38 protein-coding genes are annotated in these 21,086 nt (G+C 34.0%); 4 read left to right on the top strand and 34 right to left on the bottom strand.

Going from position 1 to position 21,086, the window contains the following annotated elements; all coding sequences use genetic code 11:
* Nucleotides 1-7: 7 nt before the first annotated feature.
* The 33 genes from ACFV9Q_RS27800 to ACFV9Q_RS27640 form a co-directional block, all read right to left on the bottom strand.
* Nucleotides 8-961: a phage head morphogenesis protein gene (locus tag ACFV9Q_RS27800; protein WP_377237099.1), complete on the bottom strand. Its 954-nt coding sequence runs from the start codon at nucleotides 959-961 to the stop codon at nucleotides 8-10.
* A complete protein-coding gene (locus ACFV9Q_RS27795; RefSeq protein WP_316584432.1) occupies nucleotides 918-2,354 on the bottom strand; it encodes a phage portal protein in 1,437 nt (478 codons plus the stop codon). Before ACFV9Q_RS27795 ends, ACFV9Q_RS27800 begins: the two co-directional genes overlap by 44 nt.
* Nucleotides 2,355-2,359: 5 nt before the next feature.
* Nucleotides 2,360-3,625, bottom strand: coding sequence for a PBSX family phage terminase large subunit (locus tag ACFV9Q_RS27790; RefSeq protein ID WP_099837160.1), 1,266 nt, complete (start codon nucleotides 3,623-3,625; stop codon nucleotides 2,360-2,362).
* Nucleotides 3,609-4,043, bottom strand: a complete 435-nt coding sequence (locus ACFV9Q_RS27785; protein WP_237615256.1) for a terminase small subunit — start codon at nucleotides 4,041-4,043, stop codon at nucleotides 3,609-3,611. The genes ACFV9Q_RS27790 and ACFV9Q_RS27785 overlap by 17 nt, the downstream gene beginning before the upstream one ends.
* Nucleotides 4,044-4,497: 454 nt before the next feature.
* On the bottom strand, nucleotides 4,498-4,914 hold the full coding sequence (locus tag ACFV9Q_RS27780) for a hypothetical protein (protein WP_001830279.1): 417 nt from the start codon (nucleotides 4,912-4,914) through the stop codon (nucleotides 4,498-4,500).
* A gap of 17 nt (nucleotides 4,915-4,931) precedes the next feature.
* Nucleotides 4,932-5,093, bottom strand: coding sequence for a hypothetical protein (locus tag ACFV9Q_RS27775; protein WP_230372884.1), 162 nt, complete (start codon nucleotides 5,091-5,093; stop codon nucleotides 4,932-4,934).
* A gap of 181 nt (nucleotides 5,094-5,274) precedes the next feature.
* On the bottom strand, nucleotides 5,275-5,697 hold the full coding sequence (locus ACFV9Q_RS27770; RefSeq protein ID WP_239682476.1) for a hypothetical protein: 423 nt from the start codon (nucleotides 5,695-5,697) through the stop codon (nucleotides 5,275-5,277).
* A complete protein-coding gene (gene rinB, locus ACFV9Q_RS27765) occupies nucleotides 5,675-5,845 on the bottom strand; it encodes a transcriptional activator RinB (protein WP_049391351.1) in 171 nt (56 codons plus the stop codon). The genes ACFV9Q_RS27770 and rinB overlap by 23 nt, the downstream gene beginning before the upstream one ends.
* On the bottom strand, nucleotides 5,838-6,167 hold the full coding sequence (locus ACFV9Q_RS27760) for a hypothetical protein (RefSeq protein WP_377237098.1): 330 nt from the start codon (nucleotides 6,165-6,167) through the stop codon (nucleotides 5,838-5,840). Before ACFV9Q_RS27760 ends, rinB begins: the two co-directional genes overlap by 8 nt.
* A gap of 6 nt (nucleotides 6,168-6,173) precedes the next feature.
* Nucleotides 6,174-6,383, bottom strand: coding sequence for a DUF1381 domain-containing protein (locus tag ACFV9Q_RS27755; RefSeq protein WP_237619498.1), 210 nt, complete (start codon nucleotides 6,381-6,383; stop codon nucleotides 6,174-6,176).
* Between the two features lie 36 nt (nucleotides 6,384-6,419).
* Nucleotides 6,420-6,935, bottom strand: coding sequence for a dUTP pyrophosphatase (locus ACFV9Q_RS27750; RefSeq protein WP_049391354.1), 516 nt, complete (start codon nucleotides 6,933-6,935; stop codon nucleotides 6,420-6,422).
* On the bottom strand, nucleotides 6,913-7,107 hold the full coding sequence (locus tag ACFV9Q_RS27745; RefSeq protein WP_049391355.1) for a DUF1024 family protein: 195 nt from the start codon (nucleotides 7,105-7,107) through the stop codon (nucleotides 6,913-6,915). The genes ACFV9Q_RS27750 and ACFV9Q_RS27745 overlap by 23 nt, the downstream gene beginning before the upstream one ends.
* Nucleotides 7,097-7,345, bottom strand: coding sequence for a hypothetical protein (locus tag ACFV9Q_RS27740; RefSeq protein WP_049391356.1), 249 nt, complete (start codon nucleotides 7,343-7,345; stop codon nucleotides 7,097-7,099). Before ACFV9Q_RS27740 ends, ACFV9Q_RS27745 begins: the two co-directional genes overlap by 11 nt.
* Nucleotides 7,335-7,583, bottom strand: a complete 249-nt coding sequence (locus ACFV9Q_RS27735) for a hypothetical protein (RefSeq protein ID WP_049391357.1) — start codon at nucleotides 7,581-7,583, stop codon at nucleotides 7,335-7,337. Before ACFV9Q_RS27735 ends, ACFV9Q_RS27740 begins: the two co-directional genes overlap by 11 nt.
* A complete protein-coding gene (locus ACFV9Q_RS27730; protein WP_377237097.1) occupies nucleotides 7,584-7,940 on the bottom strand; it encodes a thermonuclease family protein in 357 nt (118 codons plus the stop codon).
* Between the two features lie 30 nt (nucleotides 7,941-7,970).
* On the bottom strand, nucleotides 7,971-8,234 hold the full coding sequence (locus tag ACFV9Q_RS27725) for a hypothetical protein (RefSeq protein WP_195212703.1): 264 nt from the start codon (nucleotides 8,232-8,234) through the stop codon (nucleotides 7,971-7,973).
* Between the two features lie 170 nt (nucleotides 8,235-8,404).
* Complete coding sequence (locus ACFV9Q_RS27720) at nucleotides 8,405-9,019, bottom strand: HNH endonuclease signature motif containing protein (protein ID WP_049391359.1); 615 nt, start codon at nucleotides 9,017-9,019, stop codon at nucleotides 8,405-8,407.
* A 5-nt stretch (nucleotides 9,020-9,024) separates the two neighbouring features.
* The gene (locus tag ACFV9Q_RS27715) at nucleotides 9,025-9,255 is read right to left on the bottom strand and encodes a hypothetical protein (protein WP_049371709.1); all 231 of its coding nucleotides are present in this window, start codon (nucleotides 9,253-9,255) and stop codon (nucleotides 9,025-9,027) included.
* Between the two features lie 4 nt (nucleotides 9,256-9,259).
* Entirely contained in the window at nucleotides 9,260-9,703 is a 444-nt protein-coding gene (locus ACFV9Q_RS27710) for a DUF3310 domain-containing protein (RefSeq protein ID WP_049391360.1), read from the bottom strand.
* The gene (locus ACFV9Q_RS27705; protein WP_049391361.1) at nucleotides 9,700-10,113 is read right to left on the bottom strand and encodes an SA1788 family PVL leukocidin-associated protein; all 414 of its coding nucleotides are present in this window, start codon (nucleotides 10,111-10,113) and stop codon (nucleotides 9,700-9,702) included. Before ACFV9Q_RS27705 ends, ACFV9Q_RS27710 begins: the two co-directional genes overlap by 4 nt.
* Nucleotides 10,114-10,305: a hypothetical protein gene (locus ACFV9Q_RS27700; protein ID WP_049391362.1), complete on the bottom strand. Its 192-nt coding sequence runs from the start codon at nucleotides 10,303-10,305 to the stop codon at nucleotides 10,114-10,116. It lies immediately after the preceding gene.
* Nucleotides 10,306-10,713: a RusA family crossover junction endodeoxyribonuclease gene (locus ACFV9Q_RS27695; protein WP_049391363.1), complete on the bottom strand. Its 408-nt coding sequence runs from the start codon at nucleotides 10,711-10,713 to the stop codon at nucleotides 10,306-10,308. It abuts the gene before it with no gap.
* 9 nt (nucleotides 10,714-10,722) lie between these two features.
* On the bottom strand, nucleotides 10,723-10,968 hold the full coding sequence (locus ACFV9Q_RS27690) for a hypothetical protein (protein ID WP_325973237.1): 246 nt from the start codon (nucleotides 10,966-10,968) through the stop codon (nucleotides 10,723-10,725).
* Nucleotides 10,969-11,122: 154 nt separating this feature from the next.
* Nucleotides 11,123-11,893 carry an ATP-binding protein gene (locus ACFV9Q_RS27685; protein WP_377237096.1) on the bottom strand — a complete coding sequence of 257 codons (771 nt, stop codon included), beginning with the start codon at nucleotides 11,891-11,893 and terminating at the stop codon, nucleotides 11,123-11,125.
* Between the two features lie 12 nt (nucleotides 11,894-11,905).
* Nucleotides 11,906-12,697, bottom strand: a complete 792-nt coding sequence (locus tag ACFV9Q_RS27680; protein ID WP_377237095.1) for a conserved phage C-terminal domain-containing protein — start codon at nucleotides 12,695-12,697, stop codon at nucleotides 11,906-11,908.
* Nucleotides 12,690-13,469, bottom strand: a complete 780-nt coding sequence (locus ACFV9Q_RS27675) for a hypothetical protein (RefSeq protein ID WP_377237094.1) — start codon at nucleotides 13,467-13,469, stop codon at nucleotides 12,690-12,692. The genes ACFV9Q_RS27680 and ACFV9Q_RS27675 overlap by 8 nt, the downstream gene beginning before the upstream one ends.
* Nucleotides 13,466-13,675: a helix-turn-helix domain-containing protein gene (locus tag ACFV9Q_RS27670; protein ID WP_024937179.1), complete on the bottom strand. Its 210-nt coding sequence runs from the start codon at nucleotides 13,673-13,675 to the stop codon at nucleotides 13,466-13,468. Before ACFV9Q_RS27670 ends, ACFV9Q_RS27675 begins: the two co-directional genes overlap by 4 nt.
* Nucleotides 13,672-14,343, bottom strand: coding sequence for a putative HNHc nuclease (locus ACFV9Q_RS27665; RefSeq protein WP_237618544.1), 672 nt, complete (start codon nucleotides 14,341-14,343; stop codon nucleotides 13,672-13,674). The genes ACFV9Q_RS27670 and ACFV9Q_RS27665 overlap by 4 nt, the downstream gene beginning before the upstream one ends.
* A 14-nt stretch (nucleotides 14,344-14,357) precedes the next feature.
* Nucleotides 14,358-14,882, bottom strand: a complete 525-nt coding sequence (locus ACFV9Q_RS27660; protein ID WP_237618545.1) for a DUF669 domain-containing protein — start codon at nucleotides 14,880-14,882, stop codon at nucleotides 14,358-14,360.
* Between the two features lie 28 nt (nucleotides 14,883-14,910).
* A complete protein-coding gene (locus ACFV9Q_RS27655; RefSeq protein WP_162188960.1) occupies nucleotides 14,911-15,690 on the bottom strand; it encodes an ATP-binding protein in 780 nt (259 codons plus the stop codon).
* Nucleotides 15,683-15,907, bottom strand: coding sequence for a DUF2483 family protein (locus tag ACFV9Q_RS27650; RefSeq protein ID WP_377237093.1), 225 nt, complete (start codon nucleotides 15,905-15,907; stop codon nucleotides 15,683-15,685). The genes ACFV9Q_RS27655 and ACFV9Q_RS27650 overlap by 8 nt, the downstream gene beginning before the upstream one ends.
* Before the next feature lie 543 nt (nucleotides 15,908-16,450).
* Nucleotides 16,451-16,660 (bottom strand): hypothetical protein, encoded by a 210-nt coding sequence (locus ACFV9Q_RS27645; protein ID WP_001830281.1) that lies wholly within the window; start codon nucleotides 16,658-16,660, stop codon nucleotides 16,451-16,453.
* A gap of 12 nt (nucleotides 16,661-16,672) precedes the next feature.
* On the bottom strand, nucleotides 16,673-17,413 hold the full coding sequence (locus tag ACFV9Q_RS27640) for a BRO family protein (protein WP_064582244.1): 741 nt from the start codon (nucleotides 17,411-17,413) through the stop codon (nucleotides 16,673-16,675).
* A gap of 49 nt (nucleotides 17,414-17,462) precedes the next feature.
* Here ACFV9Q_RS27640 and ACFV9Q_RS27635 point away from each other — a divergent pair, with 49 nt between their 5' ends.
* Nucleotides 17,463-17,759, top strand: coding sequence for a hypothetical protein (locus tag ACFV9Q_RS27635; RefSeq protein ID WP_064582242.1), 297 nt, complete (start codon nucleotides 17,463-17,465; stop codon nucleotides 17,757-17,759).
* 149 nt (nucleotides 17,760-17,908) lie between these two features.
* Here the strand turns inward: ACFV9Q_RS27635 and ACFV9Q_RS27630 are convergent, their stop codons facing one another.
* Nucleotides 17,909-18,124, bottom strand: a complete 216-nt coding sequence (locus tag ACFV9Q_RS27630) for a transcriptional regulator (protein WP_064582240.1) — start codon at nucleotides 18,122-18,124, stop codon at nucleotides 17,909-17,911.
* A 196-nt stretch (nucleotides 18,125-18,320) separates the two neighbouring features.
* Here ACFV9Q_RS27630 and ACFV9Q_RS27625 point away from each other — a divergent pair, with 196 nt between their 5' ends.
* The 3 genes from ACFV9Q_RS27625 to ACFV9Q_RS27615 are packed head-to-tail and all read left to right on the top strand — an operon-like array spanning nucleotide 18,321 to nucleotide 21,019.
* Nucleotides 18,321-18,932: a LexA family transcriptional regulator gene (locus tag ACFV9Q_RS27625; protein ID WP_002468741.1), complete on the top strand. Its 612-nt coding sequence runs from the start codon at nucleotides 18,321-18,323 to the stop codon at nucleotides 18,930-18,932.
* Between the two features lie 55 nt (nucleotides 18,933-18,987).
* The gene (locus ACFV9Q_RS27620) at nucleotides 18,988-19,911 is read left to right on the top strand and encodes a DUF5067 domain-containing protein (RefSeq protein ID WP_064582238.1); all 924 of its coding nucleotides are present in this window, start codon (nucleotides 18,988-18,990) and stop codon (nucleotides 19,909-19,911) included.
* Between the two features lie 58 nt (nucleotides 19,912-19,969).
* Entirely contained in the window at nucleotides 19,970-21,019 is a 1,050-nt protein-coding gene (locus ACFV9Q_RS27615) for a site-specific integrase (RefSeq protein ID WP_064582236.1), read from the top strand.
* Nucleotides 21,020-21,086: the final 67 nt, after the last annotated feature.

Genomic DNA, 21,086 nt, shown 5'->3' with positions numbered 1-21,086 from the left:
TCCATAATCAAGCACCACCTTTCCGTTTCTCTTTCTCCCACTCTCTATAGTTAGTGAAAGGTATTACGCCATCTTCTTTAGTTCTCATAGTTGTAGGTAATTCATCTTCATCTATGTAATAAAGCAACTTACAACGACAGTTAATGTTCTCTTTTGCACTAGCTACACCTACAAACAACTTAGGTGCAGGACCTACACAACCACTAGAATGAAAGTTATCTTCGATATCGACTGAAGTGCCGTCTAAGTGTCTGTGTGTATCACGTGTGCGTGTATCTTTAGTAGAATACCAACGTTTCTTCATATCGAGTCCATTGTCTTTAGCTACCATTGCACTATCTAACCCTGCTTGTGACAATGCACGTCCTGTTTCTGTACGTGCTACTCTTACTGATTGCGCCTTTGCCATCCCTAAGTCATCTCTTAACGCTTTAGCTATCTTAGAGTAGCCCTCCCCACTCATAATACCTTGTGTGATATGCATACGAATACGCTTTAATGTATCATCACGATGTTTCTGTAATGTAGGTACCAGCTTAATAAACTCGATAGGTTGTTCTATAGCTTTCTGTATCGTTTGTGTGGTTGGTATATCAAAACTCATAGACGTTTGACTTGCTACTTCATACAAAAATAGGCTCATCATGTACTTTTCGATATAGACGTTCTGTTGCGACTGTTTGATAGCCTTAGCGACCTCTCTATAGTCTTGTGACAACATCTGTCCTATACGGTTAAGTTCCTTATTGAGCCTGTTATATTTATTAAATTCAGTCCACGTTACATATACATCATCAGATTGATATTTAGAAAACATATCTGCTATTTCTTGTTTGATTTCTTTCAAACGTTTAGCAAATAGTATTTCGATTTCTTTCTCTGCTTGATTAACCAGTTTGTCGATGTAGTTATCTATGTCATTCTGATTGGTTATCTTCGGATTGTCTTTGTTGTTCGTCATTCAATCCCTCCTCAATGTCAGGGAGTTGTTGATTGAGTTCTATGTTTTCTTGCTCTATTCTTTCCATTTCAGCTACAGGATCTTGTACCCACGAATGATTACCAAGAATAGTTTCTTTAGATAATAACCCTGTAGAATTCATAGCGATTTGAGAGTTTTCTAACTCATTAACCATTACATTGAAGTTGAATGTAATCTCGATGTCTTGCACTTTCACATCTAATCTGTAGAAGTCGATAATGTACTGCAACAACTCTTGTAATGCAGTAAGTGTTTTGTTCTTCAATTTATTAGCTTTTAAGTCTAAGTTACTGTACATAAATTTAAGTGCAATACCACTTGGACTATTGCCAAATTTATCTTGTTGGAAGTCTACACCTTGTCCAAACTCTATAATGTAATCACGTAACATCTTCGTGTATTCCTTAACAGAGTCGATAGGTACTTCTACTTTGATAGTGTCTACACCCGAACCACTTTCGCCTGCAACACTAATTGCTTTGTAGTATTTCAGGTTATGCATGAAGTCTTTCATATCTTCACCTTCATAACCTTTTAAGATATAGATTAACTCTACTGATTCGTCAAAAGTGTTTTGTGTGTCTGATAATCGCTTATCTAACGCGTCTATGATTGTCTTGTACATGAATAAGTCAGATACTTCTTGTGGGTTGTTCTTGAACGGAATAAAAGGAACACGTCCCCAACTCATCAATTTATTACCTTGATAATAATGAGGTTGTATATGATCTTCACTACGATAGAAATCAGGAATAAGTTGTCCTTCTTTCAACTCATAGAATGTCACATCATCTTTAGTCCAATACTCAACACGTTCTGCTCCGTCTAATTCATATACACGGATAAACGCTTGCAGTTCATCTCTTTCTTTATTAGTCCAAATAGGTACAGCTTGTTCTGCAGGTACACGAAAGGTTTTAAATTCTCCCTCTTCATCTACATAAGGTTGAACCCATTCGATACCTTTATTACTTGCAGCAGTTAATATATCTACTAATTTGTCATCCCACTTGTGATTAAGTGTGTGTTGTATTTGTTTTAATGCTTTGTCATTATCTACACCAAATGTCACAGGATTAGCAACTGCGTATGCTACTTTCTGGTCTACTAAGTTTTGATGGTAGTTAGTATACATGCGCCAGTCTGGTTTAGTTTCGTCATAGTCGCCGTTCACATCTCTTTTGAAAGGAGCGTCTAATATATCTGGGTGATGATTATAATATCTTTCACCCATTGTGATATTGTCTATATTCTCTTTATGCTCTCTAACTAAGCGCAATATCATTTCTTCTTGCGTTTCATACTTCGGTTTGATTTGTTCTACCACTTGTTCGTGATATGGTTTATCCCACGGCCAGTTAATGCTAATCACCTCGTTTACGTAAGTATGCTAAGTTTATTCTGCCTCATGTCACGCTCTAGGGCGTATCTAGTGGCGTCAATTGTATGGTCGTTTTTATCTTCTAATTTAGGAATAATATCTCCATCTTTATCAGTTTGATAATCTATGTTTTCAAATTCTCTTGCTATATTCGGTGTACGTTTTGGATCTATTATGATAGCTTCTAAATCAGATAACCATTGTTCACCATATTCTCTACTATCAGGCCCTTTTTTAACCGGTCTTACTTTTTTCATGCCGTGTTCTCGCTTTAATTCAGCTATTGATTTAGGTTCGGCATGGTCAGCGTAAATGTCGTCTGACTGATATTTTCTTTTCCACATTTCGTTTGCATATTGCCTATTACTAATCTGAACACCGTAATATTCATCGATAGCGTAAATAACCCGTTTCTTTTTATCATAATGCCAACGGACAAACGCTAACGGATCGTCAGCATATCCAAAGTCAAGGCCATTCCTTATGTTGTCAAAACCGTCAATCATTTCTTGGGGTATCGTTTCTATTTGTAAGTTATTAAACGGTACAACGCCACTACCAATGGCTTCACCCATATATTCCCAACGATAACGTAGTTCGTTGCGTTCTTTAGCACTCTCTGCCTCTTGTATAAACTGTTTAGAAATAAAAGGGTTATCTAAGTACGTTGAATGATGTACGAATGTGTTATCTGGTTGGAATGAGGTTTCGTATTTTTTATTAACCCACGATTGTTTTCTCTTAGGTGGGTTATAACTAAAGAAAAACTTGTAAAATAACCCGTCGTCTAGTTCTCCACGTAACATAGAGTTAGTAATTGTTGTGACTTCATCTTCTGTCTTAAATTCTGCCAACTCCTCTATCCACATGATAGAAAAAGGGAACCGACTATCTTTTAACGACTTTAATCGCTCAGGGTTCTGCGCCCCTCTAAAGATAATCCGATTCCCTCTAGGAACATACGTGATTTCCATTGGCGACACTTTAACTTTGAACAGGTGCGACACCTTTTGTTCTTCTATCGCCCACTTAATTTGCTCAAATACTGATGTAGCTAATGTATTGTCTGTCTTACGTACTACAACTGCATTCATAGGATAACGCATGATTAACTGTGTAATGATAATAGATATATCAGAGGACTTACCACTACCACGTCCACCTTTAGCTACTATGTTAAGTTTTTCTTTGTCCTTAGTAGCTTTCCACAGTCCATGAAAGTGTTTAGGTAGCAGTTCAGATAGATTAATCGATATCGTCATTGAACTGTACCGTCGCAGTCGTTTCGATTTGTTGTTTGTCTGTCCACATCATATATCGCTTACCTAATAACTCTGCAGCTTTAGTTCTAGCATTTGTGTCTGACCTTTTTTCTAGTTCTTCTACTTCCATTTCGCCTCTGCCAACCTGAATAGGTATCAACTCTTGGTCTGTTACCTCTCCGCGTAATACAGAAGTAAGATATTGAAGTATTTCGTCTTGATCTGCTATCGTGTCTTTTTTCAGTTTTTCCATTCGTTTGTCTATTTCTGCTTTTATTCCCACATTTTCCAACAATTTATGACTACTTGATTTTGCGTATTTCTCACTATAACCAGCCTTGATTGCCGATTGATAAGCAGTGCCTGTCTTAATGTACTCATCAACAAATGTTTGTTGTTTAAGATTCAGTTTCGTCATCGTATATTACCACCTACTCTCACGGTTAAACACCTTTGTTTGACGTATAAAAAAAGACACTGCGTAAACAGTGCCTAATGATTATGTTTTGTTATTTATTTGAGTTTATGTACTCATGTCACATCTCTATGTCACATCAATACATAAAAATAAGTTACCCGTGTGTTCTCACGGATAACTAATTAAGGTAGGAGAAAAATTACATGTCAAGTATTCATATCATCGTATCGGAAGCCATGTTGTAAGATTCAATAAAACTACCCGCCACTCTGACGGATAGTTAAGCAATCGGATGCGCAACGTCTAATCAAAGACGATAAACACTTGTCCAATCACTTCGATATTGAATACCCCACCATAGTGCGAAAGGATAAACACTATGTCTTGTGAGGTAATTCTTACAATATCATAATACACCGATTATAAACGGACTTACACACTTCAAAAGTCCACCTTACACGTAACCTATAAATTCTGCCAATCTATTTATCATTGCGTCACGTCGTCTTAATATACTTGTCTTACTTGTACCAAAGTATTCAGCTATATCTTCCCACTCGCTACAACCTATCGGACATTCCCAGTATCTCAAGCGCATTAAGTCTTGTGTGTCTTCATCAGATTCATAAATGAGCTTATCTACGCCTTTTACAATATTACGTAAGTTGTTGTAACGATTGTCGCTTAATTTCTTAATTGATTCTCTCTCAATAGGATTGCCTGGTATATTACTCTTACCTGCGCCTACATTCTCGGGTTCGTGGTTTTCTAGTAGTTCATACTCTCTTACTTTTAACTCTCGTCTGTAGCGTTCTATGTTCTTGATATAATCTTCTAACTTCTTTATATCATGTCGTTCAATCGTTATCATACTTACCCTCCATTCCTTTAGTTTCCTTTTTTATTAATTCGCTTTTTGTATTCTTCGTACTTTAAATTTTGAAAATCATTACCGCCGTCATATTCATCCATTTTACTTAATATACTTTCTAAAGCTACAATTTCACCGATTTTAACATGGGTACTACGGTCTTTATCGTTTTGCATCATCAAAATTAAACTAAGAACTAGAGTCTTTAATCTAATCCACTTAGATTTATAAAACATCACTTACCCTCCAACTTATCTTTCAAGGTCTTAATTTCATAATCTTTCACTTCTAACTGATGTTTTAGATCATTCTGTTCAAGTATAGAGCCAAATAGTAGTAAAACTAATATAATGATTGCTATTACGCCCCACATTGTTTGACCACCTCTAAATTAGGTTTGTGTTCTAGTACACGTCCGTTAAAACTACATGCATCTTCTTTAGCTGAATATAAATCGTCATAAGATAAAGCTTCAAATACATTGTCAGTGATTATGCATGTGTTTCCATAACTACCTATATATTTTTTCACTAAATATACTCCTTTTTTTAACTCAACCACGTATTTGCCTATGTTGTTTTTATTATCCTTATTTTTCAACCAAGATACCTCTCTTTCTAAATGTAACTTATCTAATTGCAATCCATGTTTATCTTCCTGTAACTCATTAACTCTTTTCTCTGCTTTAATCCACTTATATATAGCAAAAATACACAGTACTAACACAATTATTACCGATGAAAAACTTATCCAAATCACATTAATAACCTCCGTATATGCCATTTAAATGAGCATGGTCATTCTCGTTAAAGTCCTTAGGTACTTCCACATCATCATTAGCTGTTAAATAGAAATACAACTCTTTACCTAAAAATTTTCCGATTTCATACATCATAATAATGAACCAAATTTTTAATATACGTTTAAACATCAGTTTCTCCCTCCACTAATTCTATTTTGTTAATAAACGCAAATTCTCTATCATCAAAAGAGTAAGTTGGCGTTTTTTTAAATCTTTTGAAAGGTTCTTTGTAAAAAACAAATGGTAAAATTTCACTGTTTATTTCAATATCTGGAAAACCCATAAGTTCAATCTCATCGCTTTTATCTTCTTGTATAACATATCCCAGTTCTTTTATCTCTTGTATAGCGTCTTCTAAAGATGTATATGCTTTATCACTTATACCATGTGAATTGTCGCAAGTTTCTTCTCCGTTATTATAATGCGGTAAATAAACTATCATTCCGTTCACTCCTAATCATTTTCTAAAAAATCTACCAACAATACCTTTTAATCTATCTTTTAACGTTATATCAGGTAATTTTATAGCTTGTATTCGTTTTATATTTGCCTCTTCTTTGCTATCTGCTTCTACTACACGCATGTATTCATTCTCTTTAACTTTAGTAACGTGTCTGTGAATATATCCTGTACTATCTTTTATCTCAGTGATTAAGTATTGTGTCACTTCCCCAGCACCTCTTTTACTCTTTCGTATATGTCTTTAGTATCCTGTTGATCCAAAGCCTTTCTCTCCTCTTTCCGACTCACTGCTAAACTCCTCTACTTCTTTTAACTCTGGTGTCCAAATAGGCACGATAACGAGCTGTGCGAGTTTGTCGCCTTTGTTGATTTTGTAAGTGCCAAGTTTATATGTTTCTTTTTCATTTGTTTCAATATAGCGGTTCTCTAAATTCTTATACTTAGCCTGACGTAAATTAGGTATTCTCGGTAAATCATCATTCTTAATATTAATCCCAAGATTACCCTGATAGCCTGCATCTATTTTGCCTGTTTCAATCACTAAATATGTCTTGCTACTTACACCACTTCTTGAAGTTAATAGCCCTACATACCCTTCAGGAATGTTTACTGCTACGTCTGTTTTAATTACTGCTTTCTCCTGTGGCTCAAGTATTACTGTTTCTGCTGAATAGATATCGTACCCAGCATCTAATCTATCTCTTTTCGGCATAGTCGCGTTTTCTGATAATAATTTAATTTCTAATGTATTTGTCATTTATTGTTCCTCCATTTTCTACTAAAATCTTTGAATTACTTTCCACTATCTTGTCGTACAACTCTGCTTTGCGATATACTTCGTTAAGCTCTTTGATTAGTAAACACCCGTCGTGCCCTGTAAAAGCTGTAGATGATACTATGCAGCGTTGGATAAACTCTCTATTGTCCATTGCAAGCCTCCAAATCACTTAATAATTTTTGAAACTCATGTGTCCCGTCTAGTTGGTCCATATATTTTAAATCTCGAGATAATTCATTTTTACTTACCATTGCATTAGCTATCTGAAATAACTGGTATTGATTGTTTGGTGTTATTATTTGATTTACTGAGCGATGTACTTCCACATATTCTTTTAATTTCTTTTCTTTCAACTCTAGCCAAGCGCGTTTATAATCTTTATCTCTCATTGTTTGCCTCCAAGTCATCTAATATTTGCTCTAATAAGAATAAGCATTGATTTAACTCTTTATTTTTTAAAGCTTGTTTAATTTCAGTTGTGTAAGAGTTACTAATTAAATCAAACGCCTCTGCTTTCTTTTTCGCATCTTGCCATTTTTCAAAGTAAACATCTGCTTGCGCTCTCAGTGTTGTTATATCTGCTAACAACTCATCATAACTTTCTTGCGATAACTTGACTTCCGCCATTTACTCGTCCTCATTCCATTTCGAGTTTTCTTTCAATAGCCCTGCATTTCTTAACTCATCATTCAAACTACGTTTCCCGTCCTCGTACCATACATTAGCTAGGTATCTACCGAACACATCGCTCTTGTAAGTCTGAACGTATATATCTTTGTTTTCTACACATGATCTAGTTAATGCTGTTGCCTCTTTATAATTCTCTTGTCCTCTCTCTGGCGTATCGACACCTAGCAAACGTACACGACGTTTAGCATAGGTATCAAAGCCACAGTCTAGTAAGATATCTATCGTGTCCCCGTCTACTACATTGGTGCATGTCGCTTTGTAGGTGTATAAGTTGTTAATGTCTATAATAAACACTCCCTGTTTATTGATTTGGTAGTTTTGCGCTTAACTTTTTAACTCATCTATATGTTTTTTTACATCTTGAGGAGATAACCCATCTTTTTCAGGTATCCATGCAAGTGTTCCATGTCCTCCAAAATGCGCTACTGTCTTTTTGTTTCCAATAAACCATTCAGCAGCCGCTTTCATAACATCATCTGTAGCAATACGTCTATTTCTTAGGTTCATAGTCCCATCATCATTTATACGTGCCATATAAATATCTCCACTCATTAATGCATATACTAATTTGATTTTTTCATAAGCCATTATTCATACACTCCCTATTCTTTCTTATATTCTCTTTTTCAACTTTCATCGTCACTCTGCTTCCCGCTACTTTAACCACAAAGCCTTTAACACCTATCTGTCGTAACTCCTGTTGTATTTCTGTAGGCGTCTTACCTTGTGTGTTGTATCTGTATCGTTGGGATACCGTATCACTTAGTAGCATTTATTTTGTCCTTAACTTCTTTTTGTTTGTGTAATAATTTAACAAAGTTGATTCCTGCTTTAGTTAAGTTACGATCAGTTGAAGTTAAATTAAGTTTGTTAATACGTACTAATTCTTTACGACTTACCAATGCTATATTTTCTTCGCTACAGTCTGACCTGTTTTGATTCAAATGTATTAAACAATATCCTTTGGGCACAGGTCCGTGCTTTTGTTCCCACAAATAATGTGTGTATTGTTTCCAACATTCGTTTTTAGAACCTCGTTTTTTGATTTTTATAAACTTATAACCGTCAGTAGTGGTTTTTATCGTTCCTAAAGGAAATGTGTTATCAGGTTTTTGACCTTTTTTGAATTGAGTTTCAGAGCTTCTGCCTCTAGACGGAAAGCTTTTTCCTTTGTTCCAAGAAGGCACACCTTTTTTAAATTTACAATCAACGCCACTTCTTATCCTTTTTCTCGAACAAAAACCTTTCATTTTCTCTATAGTGACATCAGCACCAAATTCTTTGTTAAACATTTCTGTCATTTCTTTTTTAGTTTTACCTTTGATGTTATCTCGGATAAATTTTTCGTGTTCACCAGTCCATACATGCCTCATAAAGACTACTCTCCTAACAACTTAGGGATTTCTGATTCTGCATCTAATTTTTCATCTTTAAACTTTTGTGCTTGCAGGACCAAACTGCCATTATTAATGATATTTTGAGCTACTTTAGAAACTGCATTAGATCTTTGTAACTCCTCTTTTAATTCTTCGCCTTTTAAATCTTCATCACTTAGTCTTTCTAATTGTGCAAATAAATGATTGTTTAAATCTGTCAATGTGTTTCTCATTTTATTAACCCTCCCACTTCTCAAATGCTCTATTCAGGTACCAACGTGCCTTGTCTAAATCTTCTTTACCGTTCTTACGATTAGCACGACTTATATATTTAATTGCATTACCAATCGCAAATGCTAACTCTGGTTTGTAATCTTTAGTGACCTGCTCTATGAAATCTATAATTTCTATATCTCCATACGTATAATGTGAAGGGCGGTTAACCTTGTCATCTAACGTCATTTCCACAGGTTCATTTTCATTAGCCAATGAGTAAAAATCGTAACTATCATCAATAGTCCAAGTTCTACCGTCAATTGCTTCTACATCAGCAACCCATTTATCCATATCAAGTTTTGACTGAACTAAACGATATACACTTTTTATTAGCACTGTAATTTCAACACCGTTAACTTCTTGCATTCTGATTCTATCGCCTCTATTCAAATCTTTAACACTCATGATCTAACCACCTTTCTAGGGAAGATGTCATTCTCCATAAGGTACGTACACCATTCGCTACGAGAATGTTTTTGAGGTACGTTGAATAAGTGTGGTTTCTTACGTCTTAGGTCTAACTCTTTTTGTCGTTCTAGTCTTACTAACCTCATTCTGTCCTCATGTTCTAATTGAGATAGTCGTTTTCTCTCTTTCATTTCTGTGTCTTTTTCGTTATAATCTTCGAATAAAGCTTCTTCAGGACTATAGCCAGAATACTTAATACGTCTTACAATGAGTTTCCAGGGTGTGCCTGTGTATTCAGCTTCGTGTACATCCTCTACTGGCAATAAGTGTTTTTGCTCTTTAGTTCTGACAACGTAATATAATTTATTGTTTTTAAATTCAACTGTTCTATTTCTTGCTAATTCCATTTACTCCACCTCTACCAATTCAATTAATTTAAAATCTTCGCTCATCAACTCTTTGTCAGGGTTCTTACTGATTAAATCTAAAATGCGCTCTTTTTCTTCTTCTTTCGTAATACGATTGTTTATCCATACCGGATATTTACATCTCACTTTGAGTGTTGCTTCAACTTCAATTGTTTCTTCTCTGTCTACCATTCACTCCACTTCCTCTACATTCATGATTATTTTTGGCTCTTCTGCATATTGCTTAAAACTTTCAATGTGTGCAATTTGGTTATCATCTTTCCATAAGTGATCGTTAGCAGCGTCTAGAACTGTTTTGATTAAATTGTCTATATCTGGTTTCGTACGTTTGTATTGACCTATCGATATTAACTTTTGATTCTTACTCCAACTCTTAGGTGGAGTAAAGTAAAAATATATTGATACTTTCAATCTACTATTCAACATTTTTTTAGGTAACTGACTCTGTATGAACGCCTTATGCTTTGTATAAGACGTTGGCATGTATGTTTGAACAAATTTACCTGCATTCCTAAAACGTGGACGAGGAGAGCCGATAGGTTCCTTATACGTATCATTAAAATTAATCTCTATTTCCATAACTCCACCTCAAAATAATAATTCGTTAATTGTCATTTGCTGTTGTAGTTCTTCTTTTCTGAACAACTTGTGTTTGCGTTTCAGTTTTTCCAGCTCATCTTTCGTTACTGTTCCTGAAAATACGTTTCTAAAGTGCATGCCTGCATAGTTACCTAGTTTGAACGTATCTTCTCCTAACGGCGTTACACTGCACATCTCCCAACCATCAATTTGATATAACGTGTATTGCTTTTTAAGTCCGTCGATAAGTCCCATTAGGACACCTCCGTTATTGCCTGTCTATTGCCTTTTTCTTCTAATTTGTCATTGATTAACTTAATGAGTACATCTTGATTACCGTTCGTCCAATCAATCATTTTTTGAGCATACACATCGGAACACTCAAGTATTTGCATAACATTCTCTTTCGTTACCATGCGTCACGCTCCCTGTAGTCATCGCCTAGTACCTTTACGGTTCTAGCGTTATGTTTCATTCTTGAATTGATCCGTTGCCAATTCATGTTTTGATTAAGTTCTTTATCACTAAAGTTGGTAGTGAAGATATTGTTCTTTCCAACTCTGTTATCTACGATTGAAAACAGTTTATTTAATGTGTGTTCAGTATTTTCTACACCTATATCATCAAGCACTAGTAAATCTATGTTACTTAGTAGTTGCACAAGTTCATCTGTTGTTTCTGCAGCATTCTTGTTATATGTCGCTTTAATACGCTCCATTAACATTGGAATGTGCATAAAAGCCACTGAATACCCTTCGTTTTTAATTGCTTTAGCAATGGCATACGCTATATGGCTTTTTCCGGTACCATATGAGCCTTGTAAGATTAATGACTTAGGTTTATCTACCGAGAATGTTTTGACGTACTCTATGGCTGTTTTTTTGGCTTGTACTTGATGTTCGTTTTGTGGTTGGTAACTGTTAACTGTTGCATCACGTAAAGACGCATTCACATTAGATTGGTTAAAGATACGATTGAGATACTTCTCTTTTCTTGCTGCTCTTTCTTTTTTTCCTATTTCAATCAATTCACAGTCACAACCATGTCTAAATTCATGCCCGTTACTAAATTTGTAATAGTCGTATGTGTTTCCACACTTATTACATTTAAGGTTGTGTTGTTCTTCTACGATGTTTTTACTAGGTTTGATATTTCTAGCTAAACTTTCCATTGATTGCATTTATAATCACTCCTAGTCCCAATAACTCTCGTCATACTTCATTCTTTCTAGTTGATCCATGCCACTCGGTTGTAATTCTTGATTAAGGTAACCCTCAAACTTAGTTCCAAATAATGTTTCAGGTCTTAGGTACTTCTCCATGTTTGTGCCTTTCCACTCAGTTACCTTGTTATCAATCACTTTTTTGAAATCGTCTTCGGTAAATCCTTCATTCCATCTAGCTTTAATTACAATCTGTGTTTTATTAGTAGTGTGTTTATAGTGCTTACCGGTTTTTTCATTAAGATAGTTAATGATTGTTTGGTAATGTGGTTGATGCGTAGTCGGGTTGCCCGACAATGTATTTATTCTATTTATATTATTATTACTTGTATTATTAATACTTGTATTATTCTCTTTGACATTTGCGTCAATAGGGGTATTGACGGAATTATCAATAGGGGTATTGATTTTTACGTCAATAGGGGTATTGACGGAATTATCAATAGGGGTATTGATTTTTACGTCAATAGGTATTGACGATTGCGTCAATGGGTACATCTTCCTTTGTTTGACTTCGTTACCATTTTTTATTATTTCTATTTTTAGATAACCGTATTTGTTAAGGTTTGATATTCTTCTCGAGATAGTCTCTTTCACTACTTCATATAACTTTGCGAAGTAGCTGTTCGTTGCTGTACAATAACCAAACTTATTACTTAAAGATGTGATTTCTGCAAACAATAATTTTTCACTATCAGTTAACCGATTATCATATCTTACGTTTGCTGTGATAATTGAGTAGTAACTAGGTTGTTCATTCATTCTTAGCACCTTCTTTCAGTGCTTTGATTCTGTCTGGTATCTCCCAGTTAGATATGAATTCTTTGAGTTCATCTGTCATAGAAACGTTGTTTAGTTTAGTATCTTTACCGAATAAAAATAAAGAACACTTGTTGAAAGCCAACGCAGCTTGTTTTTCATCGTTAAAATTACCTATAAAAAATTCATTTGTATGATAAATTATCCTTGCGCCTATTTTATTTTTGTTAGTGTACGTACCGTAATACCCAGTAGTTTTATTTCTTCTTTTTTGTCGATTTTTATAAGTGGTATAACCTCTGAATTTTCTATCATCTTCTCCAATTTTGTTTAGATAACCATTGCCACCCCAATACTCCATAACAGCATTGTTATATGCGATAGCTGCTTCATCTTCAGACTTATAACTACCTAAATACTTTGATTTCTCATCTACTTTTATAAAAGCAACCCATTTTTTTCGATTTTTTCTCCAAGTAACACCCTTATATTTAGAAATACTTTTATAACTTGGTCTTGACCATCTAGAATGATTTCCTTTATTTGACAAGTTATCTTTTGTGAAATTATTATTTTTTTCTTTTTGGAACGATTTTTCTTTTATAAAGTTTGTCAAACTTACCCTTTTTCTATCTGGTAAAATAGTTCCAATCATCCTTGTATTATCACTATAATCTTTAAACCAAGTATGTTGATTCACTCTTTCGTAATCTTCATCATCTACGAATATTTCTTCTCCATCTTGTAAAAAAATTGACTTAACCATGTTTCTCACTCCCCGTACAATAGATATCCTTCGCTATATTTTAGATGTTTAGCTATTTTAGGGATTGTTTCTTTTTTAGGTAAATGCATACCAGACTCCCATTTTTGAACTGTTGATTTTGTTGTATCAGTTTTAATAGCTAATTCTTTTTGTGTCATTCCTAATCGTGTTCTTCGTTCATTTATACGTTCTCCTACATCAAATCTATCTATCATTTTTTAACTCCCTTCAACATTTTGTTTAATCGTCCATCAACTTTTATCCAGCTATTTTGTAATTGGTAATATTTGTTAAAACTTTCTATCCCCATCTGATGTTGAATTGTATGGTGCTTGCGACATAACGCTAAAACATGCTTATCGTAGTGGTCTATCTTGTTCCTGTTCATTCCTCTACCTACTGCTTCTAGGTGTGCTAGGTCTGAATTAGGTTGACCACATATTACACAATGTCTTGTAACAGTTGCCCAATAGAGATAATTTTTATCTTCTTTCATCATTTCGCTTGTTTTGTAATTAAGTGGTATTCCATTAGTGAATATCCATTCGAACATCACATCTATAATTTGTTTAGCAATAGTTCTTGTACAATCAGATAATGAAATTCGCTGTTCATATCCATATAAGAACTTCACATAGTCTTGGAACATTTGTCTCATATAATCTCTAGGTTGCCCTGTATGCGCTTCTATATCGTTACATAATGCGAATATCAGCCTTCGTTGTTTGCCAGTGATAGAATTTGGATCTATCACTGAACAATCAACATCAACAGGCTGGCCTATATTTAACAAATCAATAGCTTGTTCTGGCACTTCTATACCAGTAATTACAACATCATACAAACCATCTTCTCTTTTGTTATATTTGATAATCTTCGACACTTATATCAACCCAATCAGAACGGGAGATCTGAATCTTGTATATCAATAGGTCCATTAGCATTACCAAAAGGATTGCTATTGTCATTAACACTTGGTTTGCCTGATTGCTCATTACCTTCGTTTTTCTCATTCTCTTTAATCCCAACTTTTTCATATACTGGATTTCCATCAAATTTCCAAAAACGTTTTAAAACTGTGTTCCATTTTTCTGTGTAGTCATTATATTTACGTTCAAGTTCAATATTGATTGGTTTTCCAATTACATCCCTTTCAGTAAAGCTGAATTGTCCGTTATTATCTTGGATTCCTATTGATTTTAAGAATGTGTATAACCAGTTTTTAGCGAAATCATTAGAAGTATCGCCATTAGCGTAGTGAGTGAATTCTCCTTCTTCTTTATGTGCGAATGTGATTGCTAATTGCGGGTGTCCATTCTTACTCTCTTTTCTTTCGAAGTTTTTAACTTTCACACTGTATTGTCCGGGTTGCATGTAGTTACCTAATTCTTGTGCCCCTTGTAAATTTAAATTAAAGTTCATAATTAATTACCGTCCTTATTAGTTATTTTTAATTTCCATTTCTGATTGCTTGTACTACGTCCGTAATGCTAGGGTTTACAAATTTCTTATTGTTAATTGTTATATTGCTTGCATGTCTGATTTTTGTTTCAAACAAGTTAGAGGGTTCAGCGTTAAGTACATATTCATATGACTTTTGTCCGTTCTCCTCATGTTCTTCAATTGTCATTCTTGCAAGTACATCCGATTGACTTACAACTGCTTTTTTAATTTGATCCTGTGCTTCAATTGTGATTGTAGGATTAATTGTGCTGCCTTCATCGTCTTTATCTTTGTTAATGCCTTCATGACCACTTATCGCTAAATGGAATTGATATTGTTCTTGTAACTTAGAAACATATCTATACATATGAACAATACGTGTAGCACACTCTCCCCAATCATTGAATGTAGGCTTTTTTGTCTTGCCATTCATGATGTCGTCAATAGTGATATCGCGTAGTTTCTGTATTGTTTCAATCACTACTACATCTATTTGCTTTCCGTTTTCTCTTAGTTTCTCAATTACTTGAGGCAACATTTTTATTACATAAGCAAAATGTTTGTAGTTTTTGATTTGTACTACTGCACCATCTTCTGTAACTGTTGTTCCGTCTTCATTAATGTCGAGCACAAGTGCGTTATTGTCTTTAGTTAAAAAAGTTGTTTTACCTGTACCGAATTTTCCGTATATGGCAAATTTGTAAAATTTATTAGCATTTTGCTTGCTGATGTCTTTTACACCAAGTTGGGTTAGGATATCCTGTTCTTGTTTTGATTCCTCAGTCATACTCAACCTCCTCGTATTCAGTTGTTTCAGTTACTTTCTTTTTAATCGCTGTATGTTTTGTCATGTCGATACTCACATCTTCTAGTCCTGCAAATTCTCTTGCTCTCCTTCTATCTCTTGAATAAGAAGTGTCTTCTTCGTTGTTAGGTTTATTAGTGATGTACAGGTCAAAAGGAGCACCTTTCAGTTTAATTAGATATGTCACTGTTTCTTTCAATCCCAATCACTCCTTTATGCAGCATGTCGATTGTTCTTTCCATGACTTTGATTGTTTCGCTTTGTGTTTTGCATGATTCTATAGATTTCCTGAAATCTTTTCTAAGTTCAAAATATCTATCGCACAAATCTTCGTAACGTTTATTTAAAAAGTCGTAATCACTTCGCAAGAAATCTAAATCTATTTGGCTTTTAATTAGTTGAGAGTATTCTTTTCTAGTCAACTTGACTGTAATTAACTCTTGCATTTTCTCTCCTCCACTTGTATATTTAAGTTGTATATTTTGATTAGAGTTCGACTGTTACTTGTTGGCGCAAGTTTCAGTCTTTTTTGTTATCTCAAGCCACTTTTCCCAGAAGAATGTGCTAAAGATAAGGGTTAACATTGAAAATGCTATTACCGTAAAAAAACCACCTCCTAAAAGTAATGTGATGATCATTGCGATGAACATCGACATGTAGCTTAATAGATATTTCATTTATCTTTCTCTCCTTTCATTTCTAAAAGTTTTTCGATATATCCTCTTTCTTCGGTAAACCTCCTCTAAAGTGCCGTTTCTGACACCATTAAATTTTGTTCTATAAAGTCAATTGCCGGTCTAATCTTGATGTAGCGTTTATGATTCTTGCCAAATCTGTACATACATTTCTCTTGGAACTCTTTATTGCTATAAACGTGCTTTTCTAAATCGTTTTTAGAAATTCCACTTATTTTCACAAACTCGATAGCGTCCGCAAATCCAATGTATTCCATTGCTATCACTCCTTATACTTCGTTTTCAAAGTCCATTTCTAATTGTTTGATGACATACATTGTTGATTGAGATGGAAACCAATTTGTGATCATATTCATTACGTCATCGAAATGTTTTTGTTTTAATTGTGTTCTTGTTTTAATACCAGCCATCGTATTTACATTACTGTTAATATCTCTATATAAAGGTTTGTTAACTTCTTTATTATTAGGTAGTCCGTGAATTTGTCTGATATAAGCAACGCGTTGATGAACTGTTTTTGTTATCAATCCGTATTCTCCTGCATCTAGCTTTTGATTTTCTTTGATATCAATAACATCTGCTTTAACAGTCGCTATTTCTTCTTTAGTTTGTTTTTGTGCGTCGAACATAAGTTTCAATGCGTCCATTGGATTATCAGGAACTTGATAAGTACCTGTTTTACGAATGGAAGGTAAAACATCTTCGGTTACCCAACGTTTAAAACGTTTAGCTTTCTTTCTAATACTTTCGTTTTTACTTTGTTTAGCAGCGTCAAAGATTAAGCTGTATAAACCAGATTCGTTGATAATTACCATGTTTCGTTTTTGACCTGATGCACTAACTTGGTGCGTCAGCTTATCTTCATCATCAACATGATTTCTAATTGCATTATCAGATCTTGTGTAACCTAATATTTCTGCCACGTCTTTACCTAAAAAATATGGTTCTCCATCTACTTCTATTTTTCTTACTGGTAATTCTTCAAAATTAAATACTTGTAAATCTTGCATATTGTTTATGCTCCTTTCTGCTATACTCCTTATAAAAGGAGGTGAAAATATGGATAAGAATTCAAATGTTGAAAAGTTTCCGTTCGAATACATCATTGAACCAACTTCACAAAACCCCGATATAAATCTAAATATTGAAATTCCATGGTGGGATGATGAAAAACATTTTCTAGATCAAATGAAAAGGGATATGATTTACCAAGATGAAGAATATGAAATATTTGATCAGTTGTACGAAAATGGTTTTCACGCACTATTCATAAAAACTCCAAACAAGTTAATTCTTAAAACTAATTGGGAGCTAGATGAAATGGATAATGGCTGGTTTTTACCTAGAATTCAATAGAAAGTTTAAGCTTTTAATCCATGAGCAATGACATGACAACCACTTTCATTGCACTTGATTGTAATAAGTTTTGAATTGTAACTCTCATTCTGCTCACTGCCATGAGTAGTTTGAGAGTTTTTGTTTTGTTCATTCATTTAAATTCCTCCTTAAGTTGTTTGGTGTTCTTTTTCTTTTTCAAAAAGATATTCAATGTCATACTCTGGAAAATATTCATTTTTAATAAGTAATGCCTCTCCAAATTTAAAATCAGAAACGCCATTTATCTTATCTGCTACCGTTTGGTATCTGACTTCTAATAAGTCTGCTAAATCAACCAGAGATACTTTTTTCTCTTTTCTAATATCGTTGAAATTCTTCAACATAGTACCCCTCCTAATACGAATTTTCGTATTTCAAATTATAATATTTAGCAACCTTTCCGATTGCTTAACTAAAGTGTATACGAATTTTCGTACTTAGTCAACACTAAAATTCGCATTTTTTATTTTTATTTTTACTTGATATACGATTTTTCGCATGGTATTATATAGGTACAAATTAGAAATGAGGTAAACGAAAATGACTAAAGAAAAAGATTTAAAACGACTTATGGAATTGAAATCTGGGAGTATAAAAGCTTTTTCAAAAGAAATTGGTTTAGCTTATACAACTGTTAGATCTATTTTAGAAAGAGGAGTATTTAATGCTAAGGTAGAAAATGTCATCAAAATTTGTAAAGGGTTAAATATTAAACCAGAGGAAATTATGGATATCGAACAACCTCAACTAGAAACCCTACCAGTCAAAAAGATACCAGTTGTTTCAAAAATATCTGCAGGATTACCTATCTATAGTGAAGAAAATTTAGTTGATTACATATACTTCGCTACTAAAAATCTTAATTCTGACAAAGAAGAATTTGGTTTGAGAGTGTCTGGCGATAGCATGGATAAAATTTTCCAAGAAAACGATGTAGTTGTAGTCGAAAAAGATTCTATAGTAGAAAATGGTCAGTTGGGCGTCGTTATGGTTAATGGTTATAACGCTACTGTTAAACGAGTTAGATATAACAAGAATCAAATTATCTTAATTCCAGAATCAAACAACCCAGAACATTTACCTCAAGTTTACGGAGAAGATGACGAAGTTAAAATAATTGGTAGAGTTGTAGCAAGTCAAAAACTGTTTTAATAAGCGTCCTTTGTGGCGCTTTAATATAAATATTTATTCAGAGGAGAAATGTAAAATGAAAAAAGTCTTATTTATTTTATTATCTTGTTTCTTAGTTTTAGCGGCATGTAGTAACAACAATAACGATTCAAAAAAGTCGACGTCCGTTGATGAAAACAAAGTACAATTCACTAATGATACTTTAGTCCTAGATCAAGCTGTCTTAAAAATAAAAGATACATTTTTAGTTAATGATAAGGATTTGGATAATGGTAAGAAACTATTAGCTTTTAAATACGAAGTTAAAAGCAAAGACGGGGACGAACAAATCACACCAATGAATGTTTGGATAGCATCGATGGAGACTACACAAGATAGTGAAAATACCGAAAGTAAACTTGAAGTTGGTCCAACGCCTAATACTGGTAAATTCGAAGAATGGGACAAACACAACAATGATGTAATTAAGAAAGGTAAAACTGCTAAAGGTATTATTACTTATGAATTAGAAAATGATAAGCAAGTGACACTTAAAGCTACTAAAGGCACAGAGGGTAAAAAACTGGGTACCAAGAAAATAAATATTAGTAAACTAAAGACCGTAGATTATTCTGCAGCAGATGATATTACAAACGATTCTGCTAGTAGTTCAAAAGAAGGTAATAAAGATGTTGCGAATAACGAATCAGAAAGCACATCTAAAAATGATAATGGCAAATCACAAGACAATAATGGTAATAATGAACGTACGCAAGGTAAGCAAGTGCAAACAGCACAAAGTAATAACCAGCAATCCGAACAACAAGACCCAAACTCTCCTAGTTACCAAGAATATTTAAATGCTAAAAAACTTACAGAAAACATTCAAAATAATCCGGATAAATATCAACATATAGGTGGTGGGCCTGGTATGGCATTATCTAGTCCTAACCAATCGTATGATAGTTTCAAACAAGACGTAACTAAAGCAAGAAATGAGTCACAAGCATTACAACAATAATTTATGGGTACCTAGTACCCTTATTATTTTTTTACTTTTTTAGGGAGGAACACGGAAAATGGCAACATTTACAGTAACAAAACGCAAAAATAAGACAAGCTCATCATGGCAATACGATGTTAAACACCCTAGTTTGAAATCTGGTAAAAAACGTAAATCTGGATTTAAAACAAAAGCTGAGGCTACAAATGCAGCACAACAATTAATTAGAGATTTAGAAGATGGCAACAACATTGAAGATAATAAAAAATTTGTTGACTACTACGATGACTGGATAAAAATTAAGAACAAGAAACAGTTGTCTAGCAAACAATTCTACTGGTATGAAAGATCGATTAAATTATTCAGTGATTATTTCGGAGAAAATATGTTAGTTAAAAATATCACACGTAGTGAGTATCAAAAGTTTTTAAATCAATACGCACAAGGTCACACTGATGAAACAGTAAGAAAAGTTCACGGTTGTCTTGCTAGATGTATTAGAGACGCGTTATACGATGGCTATTTGAAGAAAGACCCTACTTATAATGTAAATATCAAAGGGACTGAAAAAGCTAAAGATGAGAAATTTAAGTTTATTACGATAAAAGACTATTTAAACTTGCTAGATTATTTTAAGAAAAGAGATGAAGAAAGTTATGTTTTGCTATATCTATTAGGCATTACTGGCGCAAGATATAGCGATGTCATCAATATGACTTACAAAGATCTAAACAAAGCGAATGGCATAATTCATTTGCCTGGAACGAAAACAAAGAATTCAAAACGTGATGTAGAAGTTAATTCAAAAGATATCATGCACATAAATTCAAAATTAGCTAAAATGCCGCGTAGAATTGATGGCAAGTTATTCTCGGTTAGTCATACATCAGTAAGTAAAGCATTTAGAAAAGCAAAAGAGGTGATAGGATTAAACGATAATAATATAACTCCCTATTCACTCAGACATACGCACACATCTTACTTACTATCTAAAGGCATACCAATCGAGTATATAAGTAAACGTTTAGGTCACGCTACTATATCACAAACGTTAGACACGTATTCACATTTATTAGAAGAACATAAAAAAGAGCAAGGCCAACGTGTCAGAGAAATATTCTCTTGACACTTATTTGACACTTACTCTCTCGAAAGCCCGTCATATCAACGGTATAGTACGGAAACGGAGGGAT

The sequence above is a fragment of the Promicromonospora sp. NPDC059942 genome (assembly GCF_042731755.1).
Lineage (GTDB): Bacteria > Actinomycetota > Actinomycetes > Actinomycetales > Cellulomonadaceae > Promicromonospora.
This window is presented reverse-complemented; position numbering and strand designations above follow the sequence as displayed.